Annotated in this window: 18 protein-coding genes and 1 other RNA gene; 7 read left to right on the forward strand and 12 right to left on the reverse strand. The window is 33.3% G+C overall.

Annotated features, from left to right (window positions below):
• Nucleotides 1-32: 32 nt before the first annotated feature.
• Nucleotides 33-1,730 (reverse strand): M23 family metallopeptidase, encoded by a 1,698-nt coding sequence (locus P8H68_RS10975; protein ID WP_300324893.1) that lies wholly within the window; start codon nucleotides 1,728-1,730, stop codon nucleotides 33-35.
• A gap of 232 nt (nucleotides 1,731-1,962) precedes the next feature.
• Between P8H68_RS10975 and P8H68_RS10980 the strand changes: the two genes are divergently transcribed.
• The 4 genes from P8H68_RS10980 (at nucleotide 1,963) to rny (ending at nucleotide 4,328) form a co-directional block, all read left to right on the forward strand.
• Nucleotides 1,963-2,253, forward strand: coding sequence for a hypothetical protein (locus P8H68_RS10980; RefSeq protein ID WP_300324895.1), 291 nt, complete (start codon nucleotides 1,963-1,965; stop codon nucleotides 2,251-2,253).
• A 10-nt stretch (nucleotides 2,254-2,263) separates the two neighbouring features.
• The gene (locus P8H68_RS10985) at nucleotides 2,264-2,557 is read left to right on the forward strand and encodes a cell division protein ZapA (protein ID WP_300324898.1); all 294 of its coding nucleotides are present in this window, start codon (nucleotides 2,264-2,266) and stop codon (nucleotides 2,555-2,557) included.
• Nucleotides 2,558-2,603: 46 nt separating this feature from the next.
• Nucleotides 2,604-2,710, forward strand: a non-coding RNA gene (gene ssrS, locus P8H68_RS10990) — 6S RNA.
• A 46-nt stretch (nucleotides 2,711-2,756) separates the two neighbouring features.
• Nucleotides 2,757-4,328 carry a ribonuclease Y gene (rny, locus tag P8H68_RS10995; protein WP_300324901.1) on the forward strand — a complete coding sequence of 524 codons (1,572 nt, stop codon included), beginning with the start codon at nucleotides 2,757-2,759 and terminating at the stop codon, nucleotides 4,326-4,328.
• Nucleotides 4,329-4,405: 77 nt separating this feature from the next.
• Here rny and P8H68_RS11000 read toward each other — a convergent pair whose 3' ends face one another.
• The 8 genes from P8H68_RS11000 to P8H68_RS11035 all read right to left on the reverse strand — a co-directional run bounded on the left by P8H68_RS11000 (nucleotide 4,406) and on the right by P8H68_RS11035 (nucleotide 12,638).
• Complete coding sequence (locus tag P8H68_RS11000; RefSeq protein ID WP_300324904.1) at nucleotides 4,406-4,585, reverse strand: PID-CTERM protein-sorting domain-containing protein; 180 nt, start codon at nucleotides 4,583-4,585, stop codon at nucleotides 4,406-4,408.
• A 224-nt stretch (nucleotides 4,586-4,809) separates the two neighbouring features.
• A complete protein-coding gene (locus tag P8H68_RS11005) occupies nucleotides 4,810-5,358 on the reverse strand; it encodes a sigma-70 family RNA polymerase sigma factor (RefSeq protein ID WP_300324907.1) in 549 nt (182 codons plus the stop codon).
• A 10-nt stretch (nucleotides 5,359-5,368) separates the two neighbouring features.
• Nucleotides 5,369-6,394, reverse strand: a complete 1,026-nt coding sequence (locus P8H68_RS11010) for a glycosyltransferase (RefSeq protein ID WP_366144942.1) — start codon at nucleotides 6,392-6,394, stop codon at nucleotides 5,369-5,371.
• Between the two features lie 83 nt (nucleotides 6,395-6,477).
• Nucleotides 6,478-6,663 (reverse strand): membrane or secreted protein, encoded by a 186-nt coding sequence (locus P8H68_RS11015; protein ID WP_300324913.1) that lies wholly within the window; start codon nucleotides 6,661-6,663, stop codon nucleotides 6,478-6,480.
• Nucleotides 6,664-6,719: 56 nt separating this feature from the next.
• Nucleotides 6,720-8,513 carry an acyl-CoA dehydrogenase family protein gene (locus P8H68_RS11020; protein ID WP_300324915.1) on the reverse strand — a complete coding sequence of 598 codons (1,794 nt, stop codon included), beginning with the start codon at nucleotides 8,511-8,513 and terminating at the stop codon, nucleotides 6,720-6,722.
• Between the two features lie 31 nt (nucleotides 8,514-8,544).
• Complete coding sequence (locus tag P8H68_RS11025) at nucleotides 8,545-9,729, reverse strand: acetyl-CoA C-acyltransferase (RefSeq protein WP_300324918.1); 1,185 nt, start codon at nucleotides 9,727-9,729, stop codon at nucleotides 8,545-8,547.
• 38 nt (nucleotides 9,730-9,767) lie between these two features.
• Nucleotides 9,768-12,170: a 3-hydroxyacyl-CoA dehydrogenase/enoyl-CoA hydratase family protein gene (locus tag P8H68_RS11030; protein ID WP_300324921.1), complete on the reverse strand. Its 2,403-nt coding sequence runs from the start codon at nucleotides 12,168-12,170 to the stop codon at nucleotides 9,768-9,770.
• An 18-nt stretch (nucleotides 12,171-12,188) separates the two neighbouring features.
• A complete protein-coding gene (locus tag P8H68_RS11035; protein ID WP_300324924.1) occupies nucleotides 12,189-12,638 on the reverse strand; it encodes a MarR family transcriptional regulator in 450 nt (149 codons plus the stop codon).
• A gap of 140 nt (nucleotides 12,639-12,778) precedes the next feature.
• Here P8H68_RS11035 and P8H68_RS11040 point away from each other — a divergent pair, with 140 nt between their 5' ends.
• From P8H68_RS11040 to P8H68_RS11050, 3 genes are read left to right on the forward strand one after another with little or no spacing between them, the layout of a single operon-like run.
• Nucleotides 12,779-13,708, forward strand: coding sequence for an ATP-binding cassette domain-containing protein (locus P8H68_RS11040; protein WP_300324927.1), 930 nt, complete (start codon nucleotides 12,779-12,781; stop codon nucleotides 13,706-13,708).
• A 5-nt stretch (nucleotides 13,709-13,713) separates the two neighbouring features.
• Nucleotides 13,714-15,030, forward strand: a complete 1,317-nt coding sequence (locus P8H68_RS11045; protein ID WP_300324930.1) for an ABC transporter permease — start codon at nucleotides 13,714-13,716, stop codon at nucleotides 15,028-15,030.
• Between the two features lie 60 nt (nucleotides 15,031-15,090).
• Nucleotides 15,091-16,254, forward strand: a complete 1,164-nt coding sequence (locus P8H68_RS11050; RefSeq protein WP_300324934.1) for a sigma-54 dependent transcriptional regulator — start codon at nucleotides 15,091-15,093, stop codon at nucleotides 16,252-16,254.
• A gap of 40 nt (nucleotides 16,255-16,294) precedes the next feature.
• On the opposite strand, the gene P8H68_RS11055 is transcribed toward P8H68_RS11050, so the two are convergent.
• The 3 genes from P8H68_RS11055 to P8H68_RS11065 are packed head-to-tail and all read right to left on the reverse strand — an operon-like array spanning nucleotide 16,295 to nucleotide 19,215.
• On the reverse strand, nucleotides 16,295-17,020 hold the full coding sequence (locus P8H68_RS11055; protein WP_300324937.1) for a pseudouridine synthase: 726 nt from the start codon (nucleotides 17,018-17,020) through the stop codon (nucleotides 16,295-16,297).
• A 5-nt stretch (nucleotides 17,021-17,025) separates the two neighbouring features.
• Nucleotides 17,026-18,177, reverse strand: coding sequence for a geranylgeranyl reductase family protein (locus P8H68_RS11060; RefSeq protein ID WP_300324939.1), 1,152 nt, complete (start codon nucleotides 18,175-18,177; stop codon nucleotides 17,026-17,028).
• Between the two features lie 27 nt (nucleotides 18,178-18,204).
• A complete protein-coding gene (locus tag P8H68_RS11065) occupies nucleotides 18,205-19,215 on the reverse strand; it encodes an endonuclease/exonuclease/phosphatase family protein (protein ID WP_300324941.1) in 1,011 nt (336 codons plus the stop codon).
• Nucleotides 19,216-19,298: the final 83 nt, after the last annotated feature.

The following is a 19,298-nucleotide window of genomic DNA, read 5'->3' on the forward strand; positions in this document are numbered from 1 at the left end:
TGTAAGTTTTTTATTCAACTAAATTGTCTAGGTTATTTTGTTTGAAATGTGGAGGTAAATGTACGAGTATTTCCAACGTTATCCATAGCGATTAAACTAAATGTATGGTTTCCCTTTACTAGTTCAATATCATCAAAGTCAAAAGTAAGTTTATTTGTCTTAACATTCAACTCCATGCGAATCCATTTATCGTCGATTTCACCTCTGTATTTTTTAAGCCCCGATTCTTTATCAGTGACCTTTATACTAAAATAATGATAATTTGATAAATTTTGGTTTTCGTAGAAACTACATTTTTCTATAATAGGGGCATTCTTGTCAGAATGTAATTTAAAGTCACCTAGTGATCTTGTACTTGTACTAAATAAACTGTCGTTTTTTGTAGTACTGCAATAGTTGTAGTATTTATTTTTTACCACACTGGCAATATACATTTTATCTTTTTGCTCTTTAGAATAAGCACTGACATCAAATGTTATTGTATAGCTTTTATGTAAGGGAACAATAGGTTTATGAATGGAAATTATAGAATCCTTTTCTGTAATATCCAAATACAGATTATTGTAGAAAACGTTTTTAGGGAATTTAATTTTTACCTTATTTATTTTAAATGAATTTTCCTGGTTTTTTTTGATGTAATAATTCGTTTGTTTTTTCTCATCCATTATAACAGGAGTTTTCTTAACTCCTCGAACAGGAATGGTCAATTCACTTATATTGCCTACAAAATCAGAAACACGTATTTGAATTTGATAAGCTTTTCCATCTTCAATTGATATTTCTCCTTTTCCAAGTTTTCTATTGTAGGTACTTAGTTTGTTTTCACGATGAATATATGTTTTTTGGTATTTTCTTTTGTGCTCTCCATAGTAGGGATAATCAATCAATAGATTGATATATTTAGATTCATCAAAAGAAAAAGTTTCTACCTTATGTTCAAATTGTTTTTTACCATTTACAAGCATTTCAAGTTTGTAGATACCATTTTTATTAAGGGCTCCATCTTGTTGATCATAGGTGTTTAACGAAAAACCAATTTTACCATAAGCCTTAACTTCACTAGCAATATAGGTTCCACTCGCCATGTGCTTGAAGTTTATAGGGAGTGCTATATTACTTGTGTTTACAGAAGAAGAATCATTAAAAGCATATGCTCTTAAATGATTGATTCTAGGTTTTTTGGTATCCTTTGGGATCAAGCCGAAGTGCATCGGATTGATTATTTTTTCAGTTTTTGTACTTCTAATTTCAAAGTGAAGGTGAGGGGCAATAAAACCTCCTGTACTACCTGAATAGGCAATTATTTCATCTGTTTGGATAGGAAGAACCTCTTTTTTAGGAAACAATTGAATTTCTTCTTTTTCTAGTCTGTATTGGTTTTTACGTATGTAAGCTTCTATATTTTTATTGAATTTTTTAAGATGAGCATAAACAGTAGTATATCCATTAGGATGGGTGATATAGAGAGCTTTTCCATAACCCCAATTGGAAACTTTTATTCTAGAAACATAACCCTCAGCTGCAGTATGAACATTCAACCCTTCCTTTTGTTGTGTTTTGAGGTCCATTCCAGAATGAAAATGTGCGGTTCTCAATTCTCCGAAGGTTCCGGCCAATATTATTGGAATTTCTAAGGGGTTTCTAAAATAATTTTGTGGATATTCCGTTTGTGCGATTAATTTAGGAATGCTTATAATTAAAATAAAGGTAAAAATATATTTGTTTTTCAATGGTCTGTTTTTTTATAGCTAAAATACTTTTTTACCACAAAATAAGAGAATGAATTTTTATAAAAAAAACAAAAATAAAAGTAGATGAAACATTCATAAAAATAGTTTTTAACTGTTGTTTATGAGTGTATTATATGTGGAATCTAAAATTATGGATGAAAATACGTAGAAATTGTTGCGTTTTAACTTTGGAATGTTAACTTTGTAGAGATAGTTTTCGTAATACGCACTTATGAGTATAAAATTGGAATCTGTTGATTTATTGGAAAGTAAGTTGACTACATTAGTAGAAAGATATACTTTTTTAAAAGAAGAAAATGATATTCTCATTTCCAATATTAACAAATTGCAAAATCTAGTTTCTCAATTAGAAGAGAAGTATAATGAGGAACAAGAAAAGTATAGGTTGCTAAAAATTGCAAAAACTATTGAAGGTAGTAGAACCGATAGCAAAGAAACAAAAAACAAAATAAATACTTTGATTCGTGAAATTGACAAGTGTATTGTTAAATTGAATCAATGAGTTCATTCAAATGGCGGAAAAAGTTAAAATCAATGTTGTGATTGGAGGGAGAACTTATCCTTTGCATGTAAATAGTGCAAAAGAGGAGGAGGGAACCAGAAAAGCGGCAGAAAAAATTAATAATTTGATTTTAAAGTTTGAAGAAAATTATGCCGTTAGTGATAAGCAGGATGTGTTGGCCATGTGTGCCTTGCAGTTTGCTTCTAAGCTTGAGATTACAAGTATTGTAGATCAAGAAAATGAACAAAAAGCTATAGAGAAAATAGAGAAAATGCATTCTATATTGGATGCAAATTTGAAATAATCTCTAAAATAAGAGAATACTACCTACATTAGTTAATGTTTGATAAACTCAACGCAATTCCATTAAAAAGGATGAGTCTTAGTTGTAAAAGCGTGTCGATTCGATCGAATACTTGAGCCTCTAGTTAGTCCTAAACTTGTTATTTGGGAGTTTATATAAACCAACTGATGTAGGTTTTTTATATATATAATTAAACTAAATGGAAACAACAACAATAGTAGTAGCAGCGATTGGCGCTGGTGTTGGTCTGGTAATTGGGCTTTTGATAAATAATATTTTGCAAAAGCGTAAAGGCTCATCGATTATAAAATCAGCTAAAAGAACTGCTTCAAACCGAGTTAAATCAGCACATAAAGAGGCTGAAGCTATTAAGAAAGATAAAATTCTTCAAGCAAAAGAACGATTTATTGAATTGAAAGCGGAACATGAAAAAGTAGTTCAGGCTAGAGAGAAAAAAGTAGTTGATGTAGAGAAAAGAATTAGAGACAAAGAGTCTCAGTTAGCTTCTGAAATAGATAAAAACAGAAGATCTAATAAAGAATTAGATGCAAAACAAAAGGATTATGATTACAAACTTGATTTTTTAGATAAAAAGCAAGTAGAGGTTGAGAAAATTCACAAAAGACAAGTAGAGCAATTAGAGGTTATGTCTGGTTTATCTGCTGAAGATGCGAAGGCCGAACTTATCAAGTCGTTAAAAGATGAGGCTAAGTCTGATGCAATGTCTTATGTTCAAGATATATTGGAAGAAGCGAAACTTACTGCAGAGCAGGATGCTAGGAAAATTATTTTGAATACGATTCAAAGAGTGGGTGTAGAGCAGTCTATTGAAAACTGTGTATCCGTATTTAACCTAGAATCAGATGATGTAAAAGGTAGAATTATTGGTAGAGAAGGTAGAAATATTAGAGCCATTGAAGCTGCTACAGGTGTTGAGATTATAGTAGATGATACTCCGGAGGCAATTATTTTATCATGCTTTGACCCTGTAAGAAGAGAGGTAGCAAGATTGTCATTACACAATTTGGTTACTGATGGAAGAATTCATCCAGCAAGAATTGAAGAGGTGGTTAAGAAGACTGAAAAACAAATTAACCAGGAAATTATTGAAGTAGGAAAGAGAACTGTGATAGACTTGGGAATTCACGGTTTACACCCAGAATTGATTAGGACTGTAGGTAGAATGAAGTTCCGTTCTTCTTATGGACAAAACTTATTACAACATTCGAGAGAAGTAGCTAATTTGTGTGCTTTAATGGCTACAGAATTAGGTTTAAATCCAAAAATTGCGAAGCGAGCTGGTTTGCTGCATGATATTGGAAAAGTGCCAGATACGGAAACAGAATTGCCACATGCTTTGTTAGGAATGCAATGGGCTGAAAAATACGGTGAAAAACCGGATGTTTGTAATGCTATTGGAGCTCACCATGATGAAATCGAAATGAAAACATTATACGCACCAATTGTTCAGGTATGTGATGCTATTTCTGGAGCTAGACCAGGTGCAAGAAGACAAGTATTGGATTCTTATATTCAAAGATTAAAAGATTTAGAAGATCTTGCTTTCGGATTTTCAGGAGTACAAAAAGCCTATGCTATTCAAGCAGGTAGAGAGTTACGTGTTCTTGTAGAAAGTTCTAAAGTGAACGATGAGAAGGCTGCAGAGTTATCTTTCGGAATTTCACAAAAAATTCAAAACGATATGACCTATCCAGGTCAAGTAAAAGTAACAGTTATTAGAGAAACGAGAGCTGTGAATGTTGCGAAGTAAAATATAGTTATACGCATAAAAAAGCTCCTTAAGTTATTTAAGGAGTTTTTTTATGTCTTATAGTGAAATAATATTATCTAGTTTTTCTTGATGTTTCTAACTCCATATACCAAAGCAGATGCAGCTAAGAATAATAGGCCTCCATCAATAGGCAAACCTGGAGGAGGAGGAGGAGGAGGAGGTCCTTGAGCAAACATCTCTCCTGTATTTATAAGCAATACACTTATAAATAATACGAATGGGGTATAATTTTTCAAGTTATTTAATTTAAACAAAACTTATGCAATTTAGTATGAACTCTTTTTCTTAGTACAAAATTATTATATTTCCTTACGAAATACTATTATTAAGACTCAAATTACGAGGGAATACCTAAATACTTAACATTTGTATAGTGTAAATAACGCAATTTTATTCGACATATTATAGTTTTCCTCAAAAAAAGTAATTTTAAAATGGATCCTTGCTAAAGGATTGGTATTTACCTTTCTGCTATTATTTCAGCAAGAAGTTTTTTTGCTCTTAGTAATTTTACTTTAACATTATTTAATGGTTCATCGAGTTCCTTAGCGATTTCCTTGTAGGATAATTCTTGAAAGTACCGTAAGTTTATTATTTGTTGATAATGAGGTTTTAGTTTTTTGATAAACCTTAGCAGTTCGGCTAAGTTTTGTTCAATGATCAATTGATCTTCTGGTGATGGGGTTTCGTCCGTAATATCATAAGACTCCTTTAAGTCGTTGTTCAAGGAAATAGTAGGAGTTTTGGCTTTCCTAAACTCGTCAATTTGTATATTTCGAGATATTGTTAAAATCCAAGATTTAAAATTATATTTTTCGTCAAATAAATCTATTTTGTCAAATGCTTTAGAAAATGTTTGTATGGTGATATCCTCTGCTTCGTTTTCATTATTTGTTTTAGCCATTTGAAATCTATAAATATCATTCCAATAATGATTTAAAAGTGCCTTGTATGCAGATTGTTCACCAAGTTTGGCATTTTTTATATGAGCTAAAATATCTTTTTCCATATATTTTGTATCATTTCCAATTCGTGGGAATAGAAATTCGGTTTATTAAATATAAATATAATTGAATAAAAATTAGAGATATTTCTAAAAAAGGAATCCATAGAATAAGATCCATTTCTTTCAGTTTTTTTGAGAATAATCCGAAGGATAAAAATAAAATAGCATATCGAATGAATAGAGGTATCAAAATAAACTTTACATCCGCAGTAAAAAACAACAAAACAAAAGGAGCGATAAGGGTAATTATTTGTGTAAGATAAAACGTGGCTAATAAAATTTTATGATGCGCCTTGTAATGTGAAGCCGTTGAAATATGTCGTCTTTTTTGAAGGATCCAGTCTTTGAAGCTATTCTTAGGAATGGAAGTAGTGGTACTATCAAAGGAAAGATTTATTGAGGTATTTGAGCTATCCGCAATTTCGTTGATAAATAAATCATCGTCTCCTGATTTTATTTTAATATGCTTGATAAAACCATTGACTTTGAAAAATTCACTCTTGGTATAAGCTAAATTTCTTCCAACACCCATATATGGAATGCCTGCTTTGGAATATGAAAAGTATTGAAGAGCCGTTAATACTGTTTCGTAACGGATTAGTTTATTTAGAAAAGAGTTTTTAATTTTCTCATATCCTCCATATCCTAGAACAATTGATTTTTTTTTGGAAAAACAAGAAGCCATTTGTTCTATCCAATTCTCACTAGTTGGATAACAGTCTGCATCCGTAAATAATAAATGTTCGTATTGAGCTGCTTTAATACCTAGGGTCAAAGCATATTTTTTATTGCCCCAAAAATTTTCACACTCTTCGACATTTACAATTTTTATGTTGCTATTGTTTTGTGCAAATTGAGAAATGATTTCACCGGTTTCATCAGTTGAACGATCGTTGATTAGAACTATTTCGAATGGAGCTGAGTATTTTTGTTGTAGAAAATGAGGAATGAATTTTTTTAAATTTTGTGCTTCATTTTTAGCACAAACAACAACAGAAATAGGGTTTCTATTTCTGTTGTTGTTTTGCTTAGCTCCCAAAAGAGGAGTTAAAAAAATAAGGTAATATAAACACTGTAAAAAAATGATCACGTAAAATGTGATCCATAAATAATCAAGCATATTTATTTGTTTTCACAATCTTCAGGCATTTTACCACAAAAACCACAAGGCTCTCCTTTTTCATTAAAATTGGAGTTCTGACTTGCGCACGTTCCAGCAAATTTTCCGTCTTTTTTAGCCCATATTTTAATTGCAATTCCTGCAAAAGCAAGCGCAAGTAAAATAAATGTTATTATTGCTAATTTCATATAAAAAATATTTGATGCAAAGATAAATAATTCTTCTCTAATCAACTATTTTAGAACTAAAAAGAGTACTGGTTTTCTTCGATAATTTTTGCTGCAATTGTTTTTCTTAAAGCAACAATATTTGGATAGTTTGCATATTTGGTGAATCGCTTTAATCCGATCAAAAGCATTTTTTGCTCGTCACCAGTAGTAAAAGAAATGATGGCTTCTTTTCCTTTGTTGTTTATGATTTCTACCGCATTGTAGAGGTTCAATTTCGCCATCGCTATTTGCGATTCACATGCTGATTCACTAGTTTTTGATACCAGTTTTTCCACTTTTAAAAGCGTAGATTCTGCCATATATATTTCAATCATAATATCCGAAGCTGCTGATATAATTTGTTGTTGAGATTCTAGTTCCATTCCAAAAGTTTCTACTGCTTTACCGGCAATCATCAAAAATGTCTTTTTTAATTTCTCAATGATTTCATTTTCTTCAGAGAATAATTTAGAATAATCAGGAGTATCAAAAGAAGGAATTGCCATTAAGTCGTTGGCAACTGCCATTGCTGGAGTAATCAAATCTAATTCACCTTTAAAAGCCTTTTTTAACAACATTCCGACACTTAATAAACGATTTATTTCATTTGTCCCTTCATAGATTCTTCCAATACGTGCATCTCGCCATGCTGATTCCATTGGAGTGTCTTGTGAGAATCCCATTCCACCAAAAACTTGTATTCCTTCATCTGTTACATATTGTGCTGCCTCGGAAGCATACACTTTTAGTAAGGCACATTCAATAGCATATTCTTCTACACCTTTAAGTTCAGCTTCTTGATGTGTAGTACCGGCAGCTATATATTCATCTATTTTATTTTGAATGTCTTTGGCGGCTCTATAACTTCCTGATTCTGTTACAAATGTTTTTGTGGCCATTTCCGCCAGTTTATATTGAATAGCACCGAAACTTGAAATAGGAGTTTTAAATTGTTGTCTTTCGTTAGCGTATTTTACAGCTTCAGTCACTACTCTTCTACAAGCATCTAGACAGGCTGCCGCTAATTTTATTCTTCCAACATTTAAGGAGTTTAGGGCTATCTTAAAACCCTTTCCTCTTTCAGAAAGCATGTTTTCGATAGGTACCTTTGTATCGTTGTAAAAAACTTGACGTGTGGAAGAGGCTTTGATTCCTAATTTATGTTCTTCTTCTCCCAAGGTTATTCCATTTGAATTTTCTGGGTCGTATTCCACAATAAAAGCGGTGATGTTTTTATCATCTTCAATACGGGCAAAAACAATCATTAAACTACAGAAACCAGCATTGGAAATCCACATTTTCTGACCACTTATTAAATAGTGTTTTCCATCTTCTGATAAAACGGCCTTTGTTTTCCCGGAGTTGGCATCGCTACCAGCTCCTGGTTCCGTCAAACAGTAAGATCCAAACCACTCACCGCTTGCCAATTTTGGTACATATTTTTGTTTCTGTTCCTCAGTTCCGTATAAAAGGATTGGCATTGTTCCGATTCCTGTATGGGCTCCATAAGCAGTAGCTAAGGAACCACTAGAGCCAGAAATATAATCACAAACTAACATTGTAGAAACAAAACCCATACCCATTCCACCGTATTGTTCAGGAACAGAGATGCTCAAAAGTCCCATTTCCGCAGCTTTGGTCATAATTTCTTCCGTAAAAGCATAATCTGATTTTTCAAACCTTTCCTTATGAGGCCAGACTTCTTTGTCGATAAATTCCTTTACAGACTCTTTCATCATTTGTTGCTCCTCAGTAAAATCTTCGGTGATAAATACATCTGCTGCTTTTGTCGTTTTTAATAAAAACTCTCCTCCTTTTATAGTACCCATGATTTTGTTTTTGTTTAGTTTGTAGTTTGGTTTATTTTAAGAATTCGTACACTCCTGCTGCTCCTTGTCCAGTACCCACACACATTGTAACCATTCCATATTTGTTTTTTCTTCTGCGCATCTCATTAAAAAGTTGTACTGATAATTTTGCGCCGGTACACCCCAATGGATGCCCCAATGATATTGCACCACCATTAACGTTTACAATATCTTGATTTAGACCTAATTCTCTAATCACGGCCAAAGATTGAGAAGCAAATGCTTCGTTCAACTCTATAAGGTCTATATCGTTTAATGTCAATCCAGCTCTATCTAAAGCTTTCGGAATTGCTTTCACAGGTCCTATTCCCATAATTTTTGGCGGAACTCCAGCAACAGCAAAAGAAACCATTCTTGCGATGGGTTCTAAGTTCAACTCCTTAACCATTTCCTCACTCATTACCATCACAAAAGCGGCACCATCACTCATTTGTGAAGAGTTTCCTGCGGTCACACTTCCATCTGCAGCAAAAACGGGCCTTAATTTAGCCAAGGCTTCTTTGGAAGTACCTCTTCTCGGACCTTCATCGGTTTTTACCTCATAGCTTTTGGTTTGTTTTTTGCCTGAGTCATCAATAAATATTTCTTCAATATTTATCGGAACGATATCGTCGTCAAAAGTATTATGATCCAAGGCATGCAAGGCTTTTTGATGTGAATTGAAAGCGAATTCATCTTGGTCTTCTCTAGAGACTTTAAACTGGTTTGCAACGGCTTCTGCTGTCAATCCCATTCCCCAATAATAGTCTTCATGTCCTTCGGCAGCAGCTTTGTAATTTGGAACGGGACGATATCCTCCCATAGGAATATAACTCATACTTTCTACTCCTCCGGCAATAATACAGTCGGCCATTCCCGATTGTATTTTGGCTGCCGCAATACTAATCGTTTCTAAACCTGATGCACAATATCTATTTACCGTCATACCAGCAACGGTGTCAATTTTTAATCCCATTAAGGAAACCAAACGCCCCATATTAAGCCCTTGTTCAGCTTCCGGCATTGCGTTTCCTACAATGACATCATCAATTCTAGACTTGTCAAGTTCAGGGATGTTTTTTAATAAATGCTCAATAGTTTCTGCAGCCAGTTCATCAGGTCTTTTAAAACGAAAAAGTCCTTTAGGTGCTTTACCCACGGCTGTTCTATATCCTTGTACTATATATGCTGTTTTCATGTTTTCTGTTTTTTTTATTGGTTAGAAAGTTGCGTGAATTAGTTTCTTAAAGGTTTTCCTGTCTTTAGGGTATGTTGGATTCTCTCCAAGGTTTTCCTTTCTCCTAATAAAGATAAGATGGCTTCTCTTTCTAAATCTAATAAATACTGTTCGCTTACATAGCTTGGTTCAGATAAATCTCCACCCGCCATGATATATCCAAGTTTGTTGGCAATTTTTTTATCGTGCTCTGAAGCATAATGCCCTTTTTCCAAACTATCGGTTCCAACTCTAAACATTCCTAATACTTGTTGTCCTAAAACTTTCACTTTTTTCGGAGTCGGTTGTGTATATCCATCCTCTAGCATTTGCAAGGCATATCTTTTCGCAGTTGCAATTTGTCTATGTTCATTGACAACTACCATGTCTTTTCCTTTTTGATAAAATCCAAGGTCAAAAGCTTCATGGGCCGAAGTAGCAACTTTAGCCATGGCAATATTGATAAAACTATCTCTTAAGCGATTAAGTTTTACATCATCTTTTAAGAACTCTTCTGAAGCCCTTAAAGTCATTTCTTTTGTTCCGGCCCCGGCAGGAATAATCCCTACACCGAATTCTACAAGCCCGGTATAAGTTTCAGCAGCGGCCACAACTTTATCCACATGCATACTCATTTCACAGGCTCCGCCAAAAGTCATTCCTCTTGGAGTCAACAAAGTAGGAACAGAGGAATAGCGCAGTCTCATAACCGTATCTTGAAATAATTTTGTAGCCATATTCAATTCGTCGTATTCCTGTTCAATGGCTAGTAAAAATGCCATAGCAAGATTGGCTCCAACAGAAAAATTAGCAGCTTGATTCCCTAGTATTACGGCTTCATATTCTTGCTCTGCAAGGTCAATTCCTTTATTGATCGCTTGTAAAACACCACCACCAATAGTATTCATTTTAGACTGAAATTCTACATTTAGAATTCCATCTCCTAAATGTTGTATGGATGCTTCTTTGTTGGACCAAATGGTACTGTTTTCTCTAATGTTATTTAAGATAATAAAAGAATCTTGTCCAGGCTTTTTCTTGTTTTGTTTTGAAGGAATATCATAGTAGTCTTCAACTCCTTCAGCAACAGTGTAAAATGAACCTTGTCCCGAAGCTAACATTTCTTGAACCCAGGCGTTCAGTTGAAGCCCTTCGTTTTTTATCAACTCTATCCCTTTTTCAACACCAATAGCATCCCATATTTGGAAAGGTCCATGTTCCCAACCAAATCCAGCTTTCATGGCATCATCAATTCTAAAAAGTTCATCTGAAATTTCAGGAATTCTATTCGCACTATAGGCAAATAGTGCAGCAAAAGTTTTTCGGTAAAAATCTCCAGCCTTATCTTTTCCTTTTATCAGGATAGGAAATCTATCTACTACATTAGAAACCGTTTTAGTGTTTTCTAAAGTGCTGAATTTTATTTTTTTAGCAAGTGAATATTCATAAGTATCTAGGTTTAGCGCATGAATTTCTTTTTTGCCTTTTTCAGAAACTACTTTTTTGTAAAATCCTTGTTTACTTTTGTTACCAAGCCATTTGTTTTCCATTAGCTTACTCACAAAAGTTGGTAATTCGAATAGGTCATGTACTTCGTCATTCGGACAGTTTTTATGCAATCCTTCTGCTACATGAACAAGAGTATCTAAACCAACCACATCTACAGTTCTAAAAGTCGCAGATTTAGGACGACCAATAACAGGTCCGGTTAACTTATCTACTTCTTCCACAGTAAGTCCAAGTTCTTTAACGATATGAAAAAGACTCATAATCCCAAAAATACCAATTCGATTTCCGATAAAGGCTGGAGTGTCTTTGGCTAGAACTGAAGTTTTTCCTAAAAATTTCTCTCCATGAGCCATGAGGAAATCAACAATTTCTGGTTTACAGGAAGGTCCTGGCACCACTTCAAACAGTTTTAAGTATCTAGGAGGATTGAAGAAATGAGTGACTGCAAAATTATTTTGAAAATCTTCGCTACGTCCTTCATTCATGAAATTGATGGGAATCCCAGAAGTGTTTGAACTTATAATAGTACCAGGTGTTCTGTGTTTTTCAATTAATTCAAATACCTTTTGCTTTATATCTAAGCGTTCTACAACTACTTCAATAATCCAATCTACCGAAGCAATTTTAGCAATATCGTCCTCTAAATTTCCCGTTTCTATTCTAGAGGCAAATTCTTTCTTATAAATAGGAGAGGGCTTCGATTTTAAGGAACCAGTAAGGCTGTTATTGACAATTCTATTTCTTACAGCTTTGGATTCAAGAGTAAGTCCTTGTGACTTTTCTTTTTCGTTCAATTCTTTAGGAACAATGTCTAATAAAAGTACTTCCACTCCTATATTAGCAAAGTGACATGCGATTCCTGATCCCATGATCCCTGAGCCAATAACGGCAATCTTTTTAATGTGCTTTTTCATTTGGTTGAATTTACTTGCTTATTGTTTAGTATTGAATATTAATTTTTTTGAAACTAATTCTTGAATGGTTTCCGTAACCTCAAAAAAGTGTTGAAGTTTGGTGTCCGAAACATTATCCTTGACCATGTCATTGAATTGAAGAACACTTTGCTTAGATGTTTCTCTTTTTTCAATGCCAAAATCCGTAAGTTTTATCAATACACCTCTTCCGTCATCCGGATTTTTTTCTCGGTATATCAATCCTTTTTCTTCCATTTTTTTTATAAGTCGAGATAAACTCGTGGGTTCCATTCCCATTTTTGGCCCAAGAGCAGTAGAAGGGGTTCCTTTTTCAAAATCTATATTAAGTAATAGAAATCCTGTAGCCATGGTGCTTCCATATGTGGCAGCTTCTTCATTATACATCTTAGCAACCGCTTGCCAAGTGGCTCTTAAATGATGGTCTATGGATTTGTTTTTTGTTGGCATTTACAAAGATGAATTAAATTATGTTATGCATGCACAGTAAATATATGAATTTAATTTGATAGAAAACAAAATTATCTGTTAAATAAAAAGAGGGTTTAATTTTTGATATATTTGGATTCCAATCTTTAAATTACAAAAAATTGTTGCAAATAAATAATGTGAGTAAATTCTATGGTGATTATATCGCTTTAGATGACATTTCTTTTTCAATTCCTAAAGGAGCTGTTTTCGGACTATTGGGACCAAATGGAGCTGGGAAAACATCATTGATCAGAATACTGAATCAAATTGTTTTAGCGGATAAAGGAAAGGTTCTCTTGGATGGTGAAGAGTTGAATGAAAGTCATATTTCACAAATAGGTTATTTGCCAGAAGAAAGAGGTTTGTATAAATCTATGAAAGTAGGGGAACAGGCCATGTATTTAGCGCGACTGAAAGGAATGTCTAAAGAGGATGCGAAAGAAAAACTTTTGGTTTGGTTTGAAAAATTTGGAATAACGGATTGGTGGGATAAAAAAATTCAAGAACTATCTAAAGGAATGGCACAAAAAGTACAGTTTATTGTAACTGTATTACACGAACCAAAACTTTTGATTTTTGATGAACCTTTTAGTGGATTTGATCCAGTGAATGCAGAATTAATCGCGAATGAAATATTAGAGTTAAAAGAGAAGGGAGCCACTATCATTTTTTCTACTCATAGAATGGAATCTGTTGAAAAAATGTGTGATTATATTGTTTTGATCCATAAATCAAAAAAGATATTAGAAGGAAACCTTGTAGAGCTTCAAAAAAAGTATCGTACTTATTTGTTTGAAATAGGGATAAAAACAGAGTATGGAGACAAACTTAAAAAGGAATTATCGCTAGACTATCAAATAAAAGATGCCAATTTTCAAACGCTGCATAATGATGTGCGCCTTATGGTACAGTTAAAAGAAGCTCAATCAAGTGAAGCTCTTTTAGAAAAAATAAAGACTTTAGGTTCTGTAACTCACTTTTTGGAACAAATTCCAACCATGAATTCTATATTTATGAATGCTGTTTCTAATCAATTTGTAAATAATTAAGAATTATGGAAAAATTAAAACTAATTATAAAGAGAGAGTTTCTGACAAAAGTGAGAAATAAATCTTTTATAATTCTTACTTTTTTAAGTCCGTTTTTAGTAATTGGTATGGGGTTGTTGATTGCGTATCTAACTAAGGTAAATGAATCAAGCGTTAAGCAGATAGTAATCGTTGACAATTCTCAATTAGCGATTAGCAAAGACTTTATTAGTTCAGAAACGGTTCAATACATTAATTTGACTCAAGTTGGGCTAGAACAATGTAAGGTTTTGGTTGAAGAAGATAAATATGACGGGTTATTGTTTTTGCCTTCTGGATATAAAAATTTGAGAGAACTATCGGAAAGCATCGAATTTTATTCTGTTGATGCTCCTAATTTGATGCTTGTTAAAAGTATTGAAAGCAAAATAGCGAATAGACTTAAGTTTTCACATTTGGAGGCTATTGGTATTCAACAACAGATAATTAAAATTGCAAGTTACCAAGTATCCATACATCAAATTAATTTTTCTGGTGGAGAATCTTCAAAATTAGGGAGCGGGATCAAGATTGGTCTTGGAATGGTCGCTGGCTATCTAATCATGATGTTTATCGTTGTGTATGGAAATTCGGTTATGAGATCTGTAATTGAAGAGAAAACAAGTAGAATTATTGAAGTAATTATTTCATCTGTAAAACCATTTCAACTGTTGATGGGGAAAATAATTGGTAATGCATTAGCAGGCTTGTTACAGTTTTTTATCTGGGGAGTTTTAATATTGGTTTTTAGCTATGCAGCTTCTTTTTTCTTGGGCATTGATTTTATGACTATACAGTCTAATCAAATTGTAGATGCAAAGGTTTCTGTATCGGCAGATAACTTAAATGAAATTATAATGGTCGTGAGAGAAATCTTAGATCTTCCGCTAATCACTATGTTTTTTCTGTTTATTTTTTATTTTATCTCAGGTTTCTTTTTGTACAGTTCTATTTATGCTGCAATTGGTGCTGCTGTGGATAGTGAGACGGATACCCAGCAGTTTATGTTGCCGGTTGTCATTCCTTTGATATTAGGTGTGTATGTTGGCTTTGCTGCTGTAATTAGTGACCCACATGGACCTGTTGCTACAACTTTTTCTATTATACCTTTTACTTCTCCCATTGTGATGATGATGCGAATTCCATTTGGAGTCTCCTGGTATGAAATAGTGATATCAATGTTTGTTTTGGTTGCTACCTTTATTGGAATTGTATATGTTGCAGCGAAAATTTATAAAATAGGTATCTTAATGTATGGTAAAAAACCTAGCTATAAAGATTTATACAAATGGCTTAAATATTAAGATAATTGAGAAAGTTTTGTTAGGTTTGATATTGAAAACTATTAAAGGAAATCCATTTAGATGAGTAATATATTAATAATTGAAGACGAAGCGGCAATACGTAGGGTATTGACTAAAATTATCAGCGAAGAAAATGATGCCTACCATGTAGAAGAGGCTGAGAATGGGTTGATTGGTCTTGAGAAAGTAATGGAGAAAGAGTATGATCTGATTCTTTGCGATATCAAAATGCCAAAAATGGATGGAGTGGAAGTCCTAGAAAAATTAAAGAAAATTGAGTCTCAAGTTCCGATTATAATGATTTCTGGTCATGGTGATCTTGATACTGCCGTGGAAACTATGAGGTTGGGAGCATTTGATTATATCTCAAAACCGCCAGATTTGAATCGTTTGCTAACCACTGTGAGAAATGCTTTGATGAGCAATAATCTTATCGTTGAAAATACTCGTTTAAAGAAAAAGGTGAGTAAAAAGTATGAGATGATCGGTGAAAGCGATGCTATTTTACATATCAAAACGATGATAGAAAAAGTTGCCTCTACAGATGCTAGGGTGCTTGTGACTGGACCTAATGGAACTGGTAAGGAGTTAGTGGCTCACTGGTTGCATGAGAAAAGTGATAGAGCCAAAGCACCAATGATTGAAGTAAATTGTGCCGCAATTCCTTCTGAGTTGATAGAAAGTGAACTTTTTGGTCATGTGAAAGGTTCTTTTACTGGAGCGAATAAGGATAGAGCGGGGAAATTTGAAGCTGCGAATAATGGAACAATATTTCTTGATGAAATAGGGGATATGAGTTTGTCTGCCCAAGCAAAAGTGTTGAGAGCTTTGCAAGAAAGTAGAATTAGCAGAGTAGGTAGTGATAAAGATATTAAAGTAAATGTTCGTGTGGTTGCAGCAACGAATAAAGACTTGAAAAAAGAAATTGCTGAAGGAAGATTTCGAGAAGATCTATACCATAGGTTAGCGGTTATTCTTATCAAAGTTCCGGCGCTTAACGATAGGAGGGGCGATATTCCATTATTGGTAAATTATTTTGCAAAATTGTTGGCAGGAGAACAAGGCTTGCCTGTCAAAGGTTTTTCTCAAAAGGCAATTGACTTGCTGAAGCATTATGATTGGACTGGGAATATTAGAGAGTTGAGAAATGTTGTGGAACGCTTAATGATTCTTGGAGATGCCGAAGTTTCCGAGGAAGATGTGAAGTTGTTTGCAAGTAAATAAAACAAAAACCCCATTTCAAATTTGAAATGGGGTTTGCTTTTTAAGAGGCTTCTTCTGTTTTACTGGAATTACCAACTAATTTATTAATCGTAAGTAATTCGGCTCGTGTAAAAGACCTGTACTTACCAGGTTTGATATTGTTCAAACGAATATTCATAATTCTTACTCGTTTCAGTTTTTTAACTTCGTATCCTAAGTACTCACACATTCGTCGAATCTGACGATTCAAACCCTGCATTAAAATAATCTTAAAAGTATAATCATTAATTTTTTCTACAAAGCACTTATCAGTGATCGTATCTAAAATAGGAATACCATTCCCCATTTTTTTTATGAAACTCTCTGTGATTTTTTTATCCAAAGTAACAATATATTCCTTTTCATGATTGTTTTTAGAGCGTAAAATTTTATTTACAATATCTCCATCATTCGTCATAAAAATCAAACCTTCACTAGGCTTATCCAAACGACCTATAGGAAATATTCTTTCCGGATAATTCATGTAGGTGATGATGTTGCCTCTAATTTTTGTATCTGTAGTACAAGTAATACCAACAGGTTTGTTAAATGCTAAATAAATATTTTCAACTTCTTTGGTAATCAATTGGCCATGGACCATGATTGTATCCTTTGAAGTTACTTTAACACCAAGACCAACAGTTTCTCCATTAACTTTTACATGTCCATCTTCAATTAATTTATCAGCGGCACGTCTAGAACAATATCCGGTTTCTGAAATAGCTTTGTTAAGTCTTTTGGTCTCCATTAACTTTAAATCTTAAATTTATCGAAAATAGCACCTTTAATTTTTTCTCCAATTCTAGATTTAATATCAGTTGGATAAGATCTCTCTCCCATGAAAACATCTGTCATTGCTTCACAAAAACGAGGTCCATACATTTTCATTAGAAAGTGACGAGCCTTTTCATTTTCATAGAATAATTTTGCTAGGTAAACCCCTGTTTTAAGCTCAGGAAGTAATACTTTACTCAATTTAGTGTCAAACAATGCTTCAGTTTCCTTGCTGTCTAGTTTCGCTTCAATTATAGATTCTGCTGCCATGACACCCGTTAAAATTGCGTTTGAAATTCCTTCGGCAGTTACAGGATCTGCAAAACCTGCAGCATCACCGACTAACAATACATTTTTTCTAAAATATCCATCTTCTCTAGGAGTAACCGGAATTTGAAATCCATGAAATTGCTCGTTAACGATGTTTTTAATCCCTAAAGTTTTTAAGTACTCTTGGTAGTGCTTTTTAAGATCAATTTTTGTTCTACGAGCCGAGGCGACTCCAATAGATAAATGATTCTTTTTAGGGAAAGACCAACCATATCCTAAAGGAACTGCATCAAAATCGAAACGTACTTCTTTAGAAAGTCGCTCAAAATCTTCAGGTGATACTTCTACTTCATATTCTAAAGCTGGAATTAAATATCTAGTTTCTTCCCAACCAGTTAATTTTGCTGTTGGACTCAAAGCTCCGTCGGCAGCAATAACAAATTTAGATTGAATATCTCCCTTAGAAGTGTGCAATGCGATAGAATCACCAAAAGTCATGTCTTTTAACTTATGATCTTCTAGCAAAGTGATTCCTGCTTTTTTTGCTTTTTCAACAATTAAATTGTCAAAATCATCTCGCATGATCATACTAATAATCGGTTCTTCTCTTTCAGACGTTAAATGAATACCAGCTTTATCAAAATAGATATCAATTTTATTAAACTCTCTTTCAACTACTGAACTTACATCAAAAGGCATATGTCTTCTTCCTCTATAGACAAAGCCTCCTCCACATGTTTTATATCTTGGAAGTGTTTCTTTTTCAATAAGTACTACAGAAATTCCATTTTCTGCTAATTTTAATGCAGCTGAAGCACCTGAAGGTCCGCTTCCAATAACTGCAACATCGTATGTTTTCATAATTTGGTTTTTGCAAATGTATTAATTTCAAAGAGTTATTCTGGTCATTATTGGGTAATGATCAGAATAATTAACTTTGTAGGTGTGAAATTCTTGTATTTTAATATTTGTATCGGTTAGGATAAAATCAATCCGAAATGGAAATATATAGTCGAATGATTTCCCAAACCCTGAACCTGCCTCAATAAAAGTATCCTTTTTATCTTTACTTAGTTGGTTGTATACCCAAGAGAAAGCAGTGTTGTTAAAATCCCCCATAAAAATTGTTTTGTATGGCGTGTTTTTGGCATGGTTTATTATTTTTTCTACTTGTGTTTGTTGTTTTATAAATCTACTTGTAAATTTATGAAATAGTTTTTCCGAATCTTTTTCTCCAAAATTATTTTTGTTTTTATCGATACTAAAAGATTGCAAGTGTAAGTTATAAATTCTTATGGTGTCATTTTTAGTTTTTATATCTGCATATATACAATTGTTCCCTGATTTTTTGAAATCTAGAGAACCTTTGTTTACTATTTTGTGTTTGGAATAAATAGCTTGTCTGGCACTTGATTTTTTAGTTTTTACAATATACGTATATGGATACCTCAACTGAATGTCTTTTTTAGGATAGTATTCTTGAAATGAGATTATGTCTGGTGATTTAACGTTGATAAATTCATAAATATTTTTATCCAAGTCATTTTTTTTCGACCATTTATAGGCATTAAACAAACGAACATTGTATGACATTATTTTGATAGAGTCATCCTTGTTAATTGATTCATTGTTTCCGAATTGTACAAAAGCATTGATATGCTGGTAACCGATGGCCAAAATTAAAAGCGACAAGAAAAATTGTTTTTTTACTCTAACGATCCAAAATATAAAAAACAGAATATTAACAATGATAAGTACTGGCATTCCCAGACTCAATACCGAAACGGTTGCCGTAACTTTTGGAGGGACAAATGGGATGATATATGAAGCAAGTAAAAAAAATGCTGCAAGTGAATTGAAAAAGAAAATTACTTTATCTATGAAGGAAAGGTTTTTCATGAATTCTTTTTTCCTTGTTTGAATAAAAGGTTTTTTTCCTCTTGGTTTAATGAATCGTAACCGGATTTGCTGATTTTATCTAA

The sequence above is a fragment of the Flavicella sp. genome, from assembly GCF_029238425.1.
Lineage (GTDB): Bacteria > Bacteroidota > Bacteroidia > Flavobacteriales > Flavobacteriaceae > Flavicella.

Bases quoted from the DNA above. Each gene is read 5' to 3' on its own strand.
- P8H68_RS10980 (WP_300324895.1), top strand. From the start codon at position 1,963: ATGAGTATAAAATTGGAATCTGTTGATTTATTGGAAAGTAAGTTGACT.
- P8H68_RS10985 (WP_300324898.1), top strand. From the start codon at position 2,264: ATGGCGGAAAAAGTTAAAATCAATGTTGTGATTGGAGGGAGAACTTAT.
- rny (WP_300324901.1), top strand. From the start codon at position 2,757: ATGGAAACAACAACAATAGTAGTAGCAGCGATTGGCGCTGGTGTTGGT.
- P8H68_RS11005 (WP_300324907.1), bottom strand. From the start codon at position 5,358: ATGGAAAAAGATATTTTAGCTCATATAAAAAATGCCAAACTTGGTGAA.
- P8H68_RS11015 (WP_300324913.1), bottom strand. From the start codon at position 6,663: ATGAAATTAGCAATAATAACATTTATTTTACTTGCGCTTGCTTTTGCA.
- P8H68_RS11020 (WP_300324915.1), bottom strand. From the start codon at position 8,513: ATGGGTACTATAAAAGGAGGAGAGTTTTTATTAAAAACGACAAAAGCA.
- P8H68_RS11025 (WP_300324918.1), bottom strand. From the start codon at position 9,729: ATGAAAACAGCATATATAGTACAAGGATATAGAACAGCCGTGGGTAAA.
- P8H68_RS11030 (WP_300324921.1), bottom strand. From the start codon at position 12,170: ATGAAAAAGCACATTAAAAAGATTGCCGTTATTGGCTCAGGGATCATG.
- P8H68_RS11035 (WP_300324924.1), bottom strand. From the start codon at position 12,638: ATGCCAACAAAAAACAAATCCATAGACCATCATTTAAGAGCCACTTGG.
- P8H68_RS11045 (WP_300324930.1), top strand. From the start codon at position 13,714: ATGGAAAAATTAAAACTAATTATAAAGAGAGAGTTTCTGACAAAAGTG.
- P8H68_RS11050 (WP_300324934.1), top strand. From the start codon at position 15,091: ATGAGTAATATATTAATAATTGAAGACGAAGCGGCAATACGTAGGGTA.
- P8H68_RS11055 (WP_300324937.1), bottom strand. From the start codon at position 17,020: ATGGAGACCAAAAGACTTAACAAAGCTATTTCAGAAACCGGATATTGT.
- P8H68_RS11060 (WP_300324939.1), bottom strand. From the start codon at position 18,177: ATGAAAACATACGATGTTGCAGTTATTGGAAGCGGACCTTCAGGTGCT.
- P8H68_RS11065 (WP_300324941.1), bottom strand. From the start codon at position 19,215: ATGAAAAACCTTTCCTTCATAGATAAAGTAATTTTCTTTTTCAATTCA.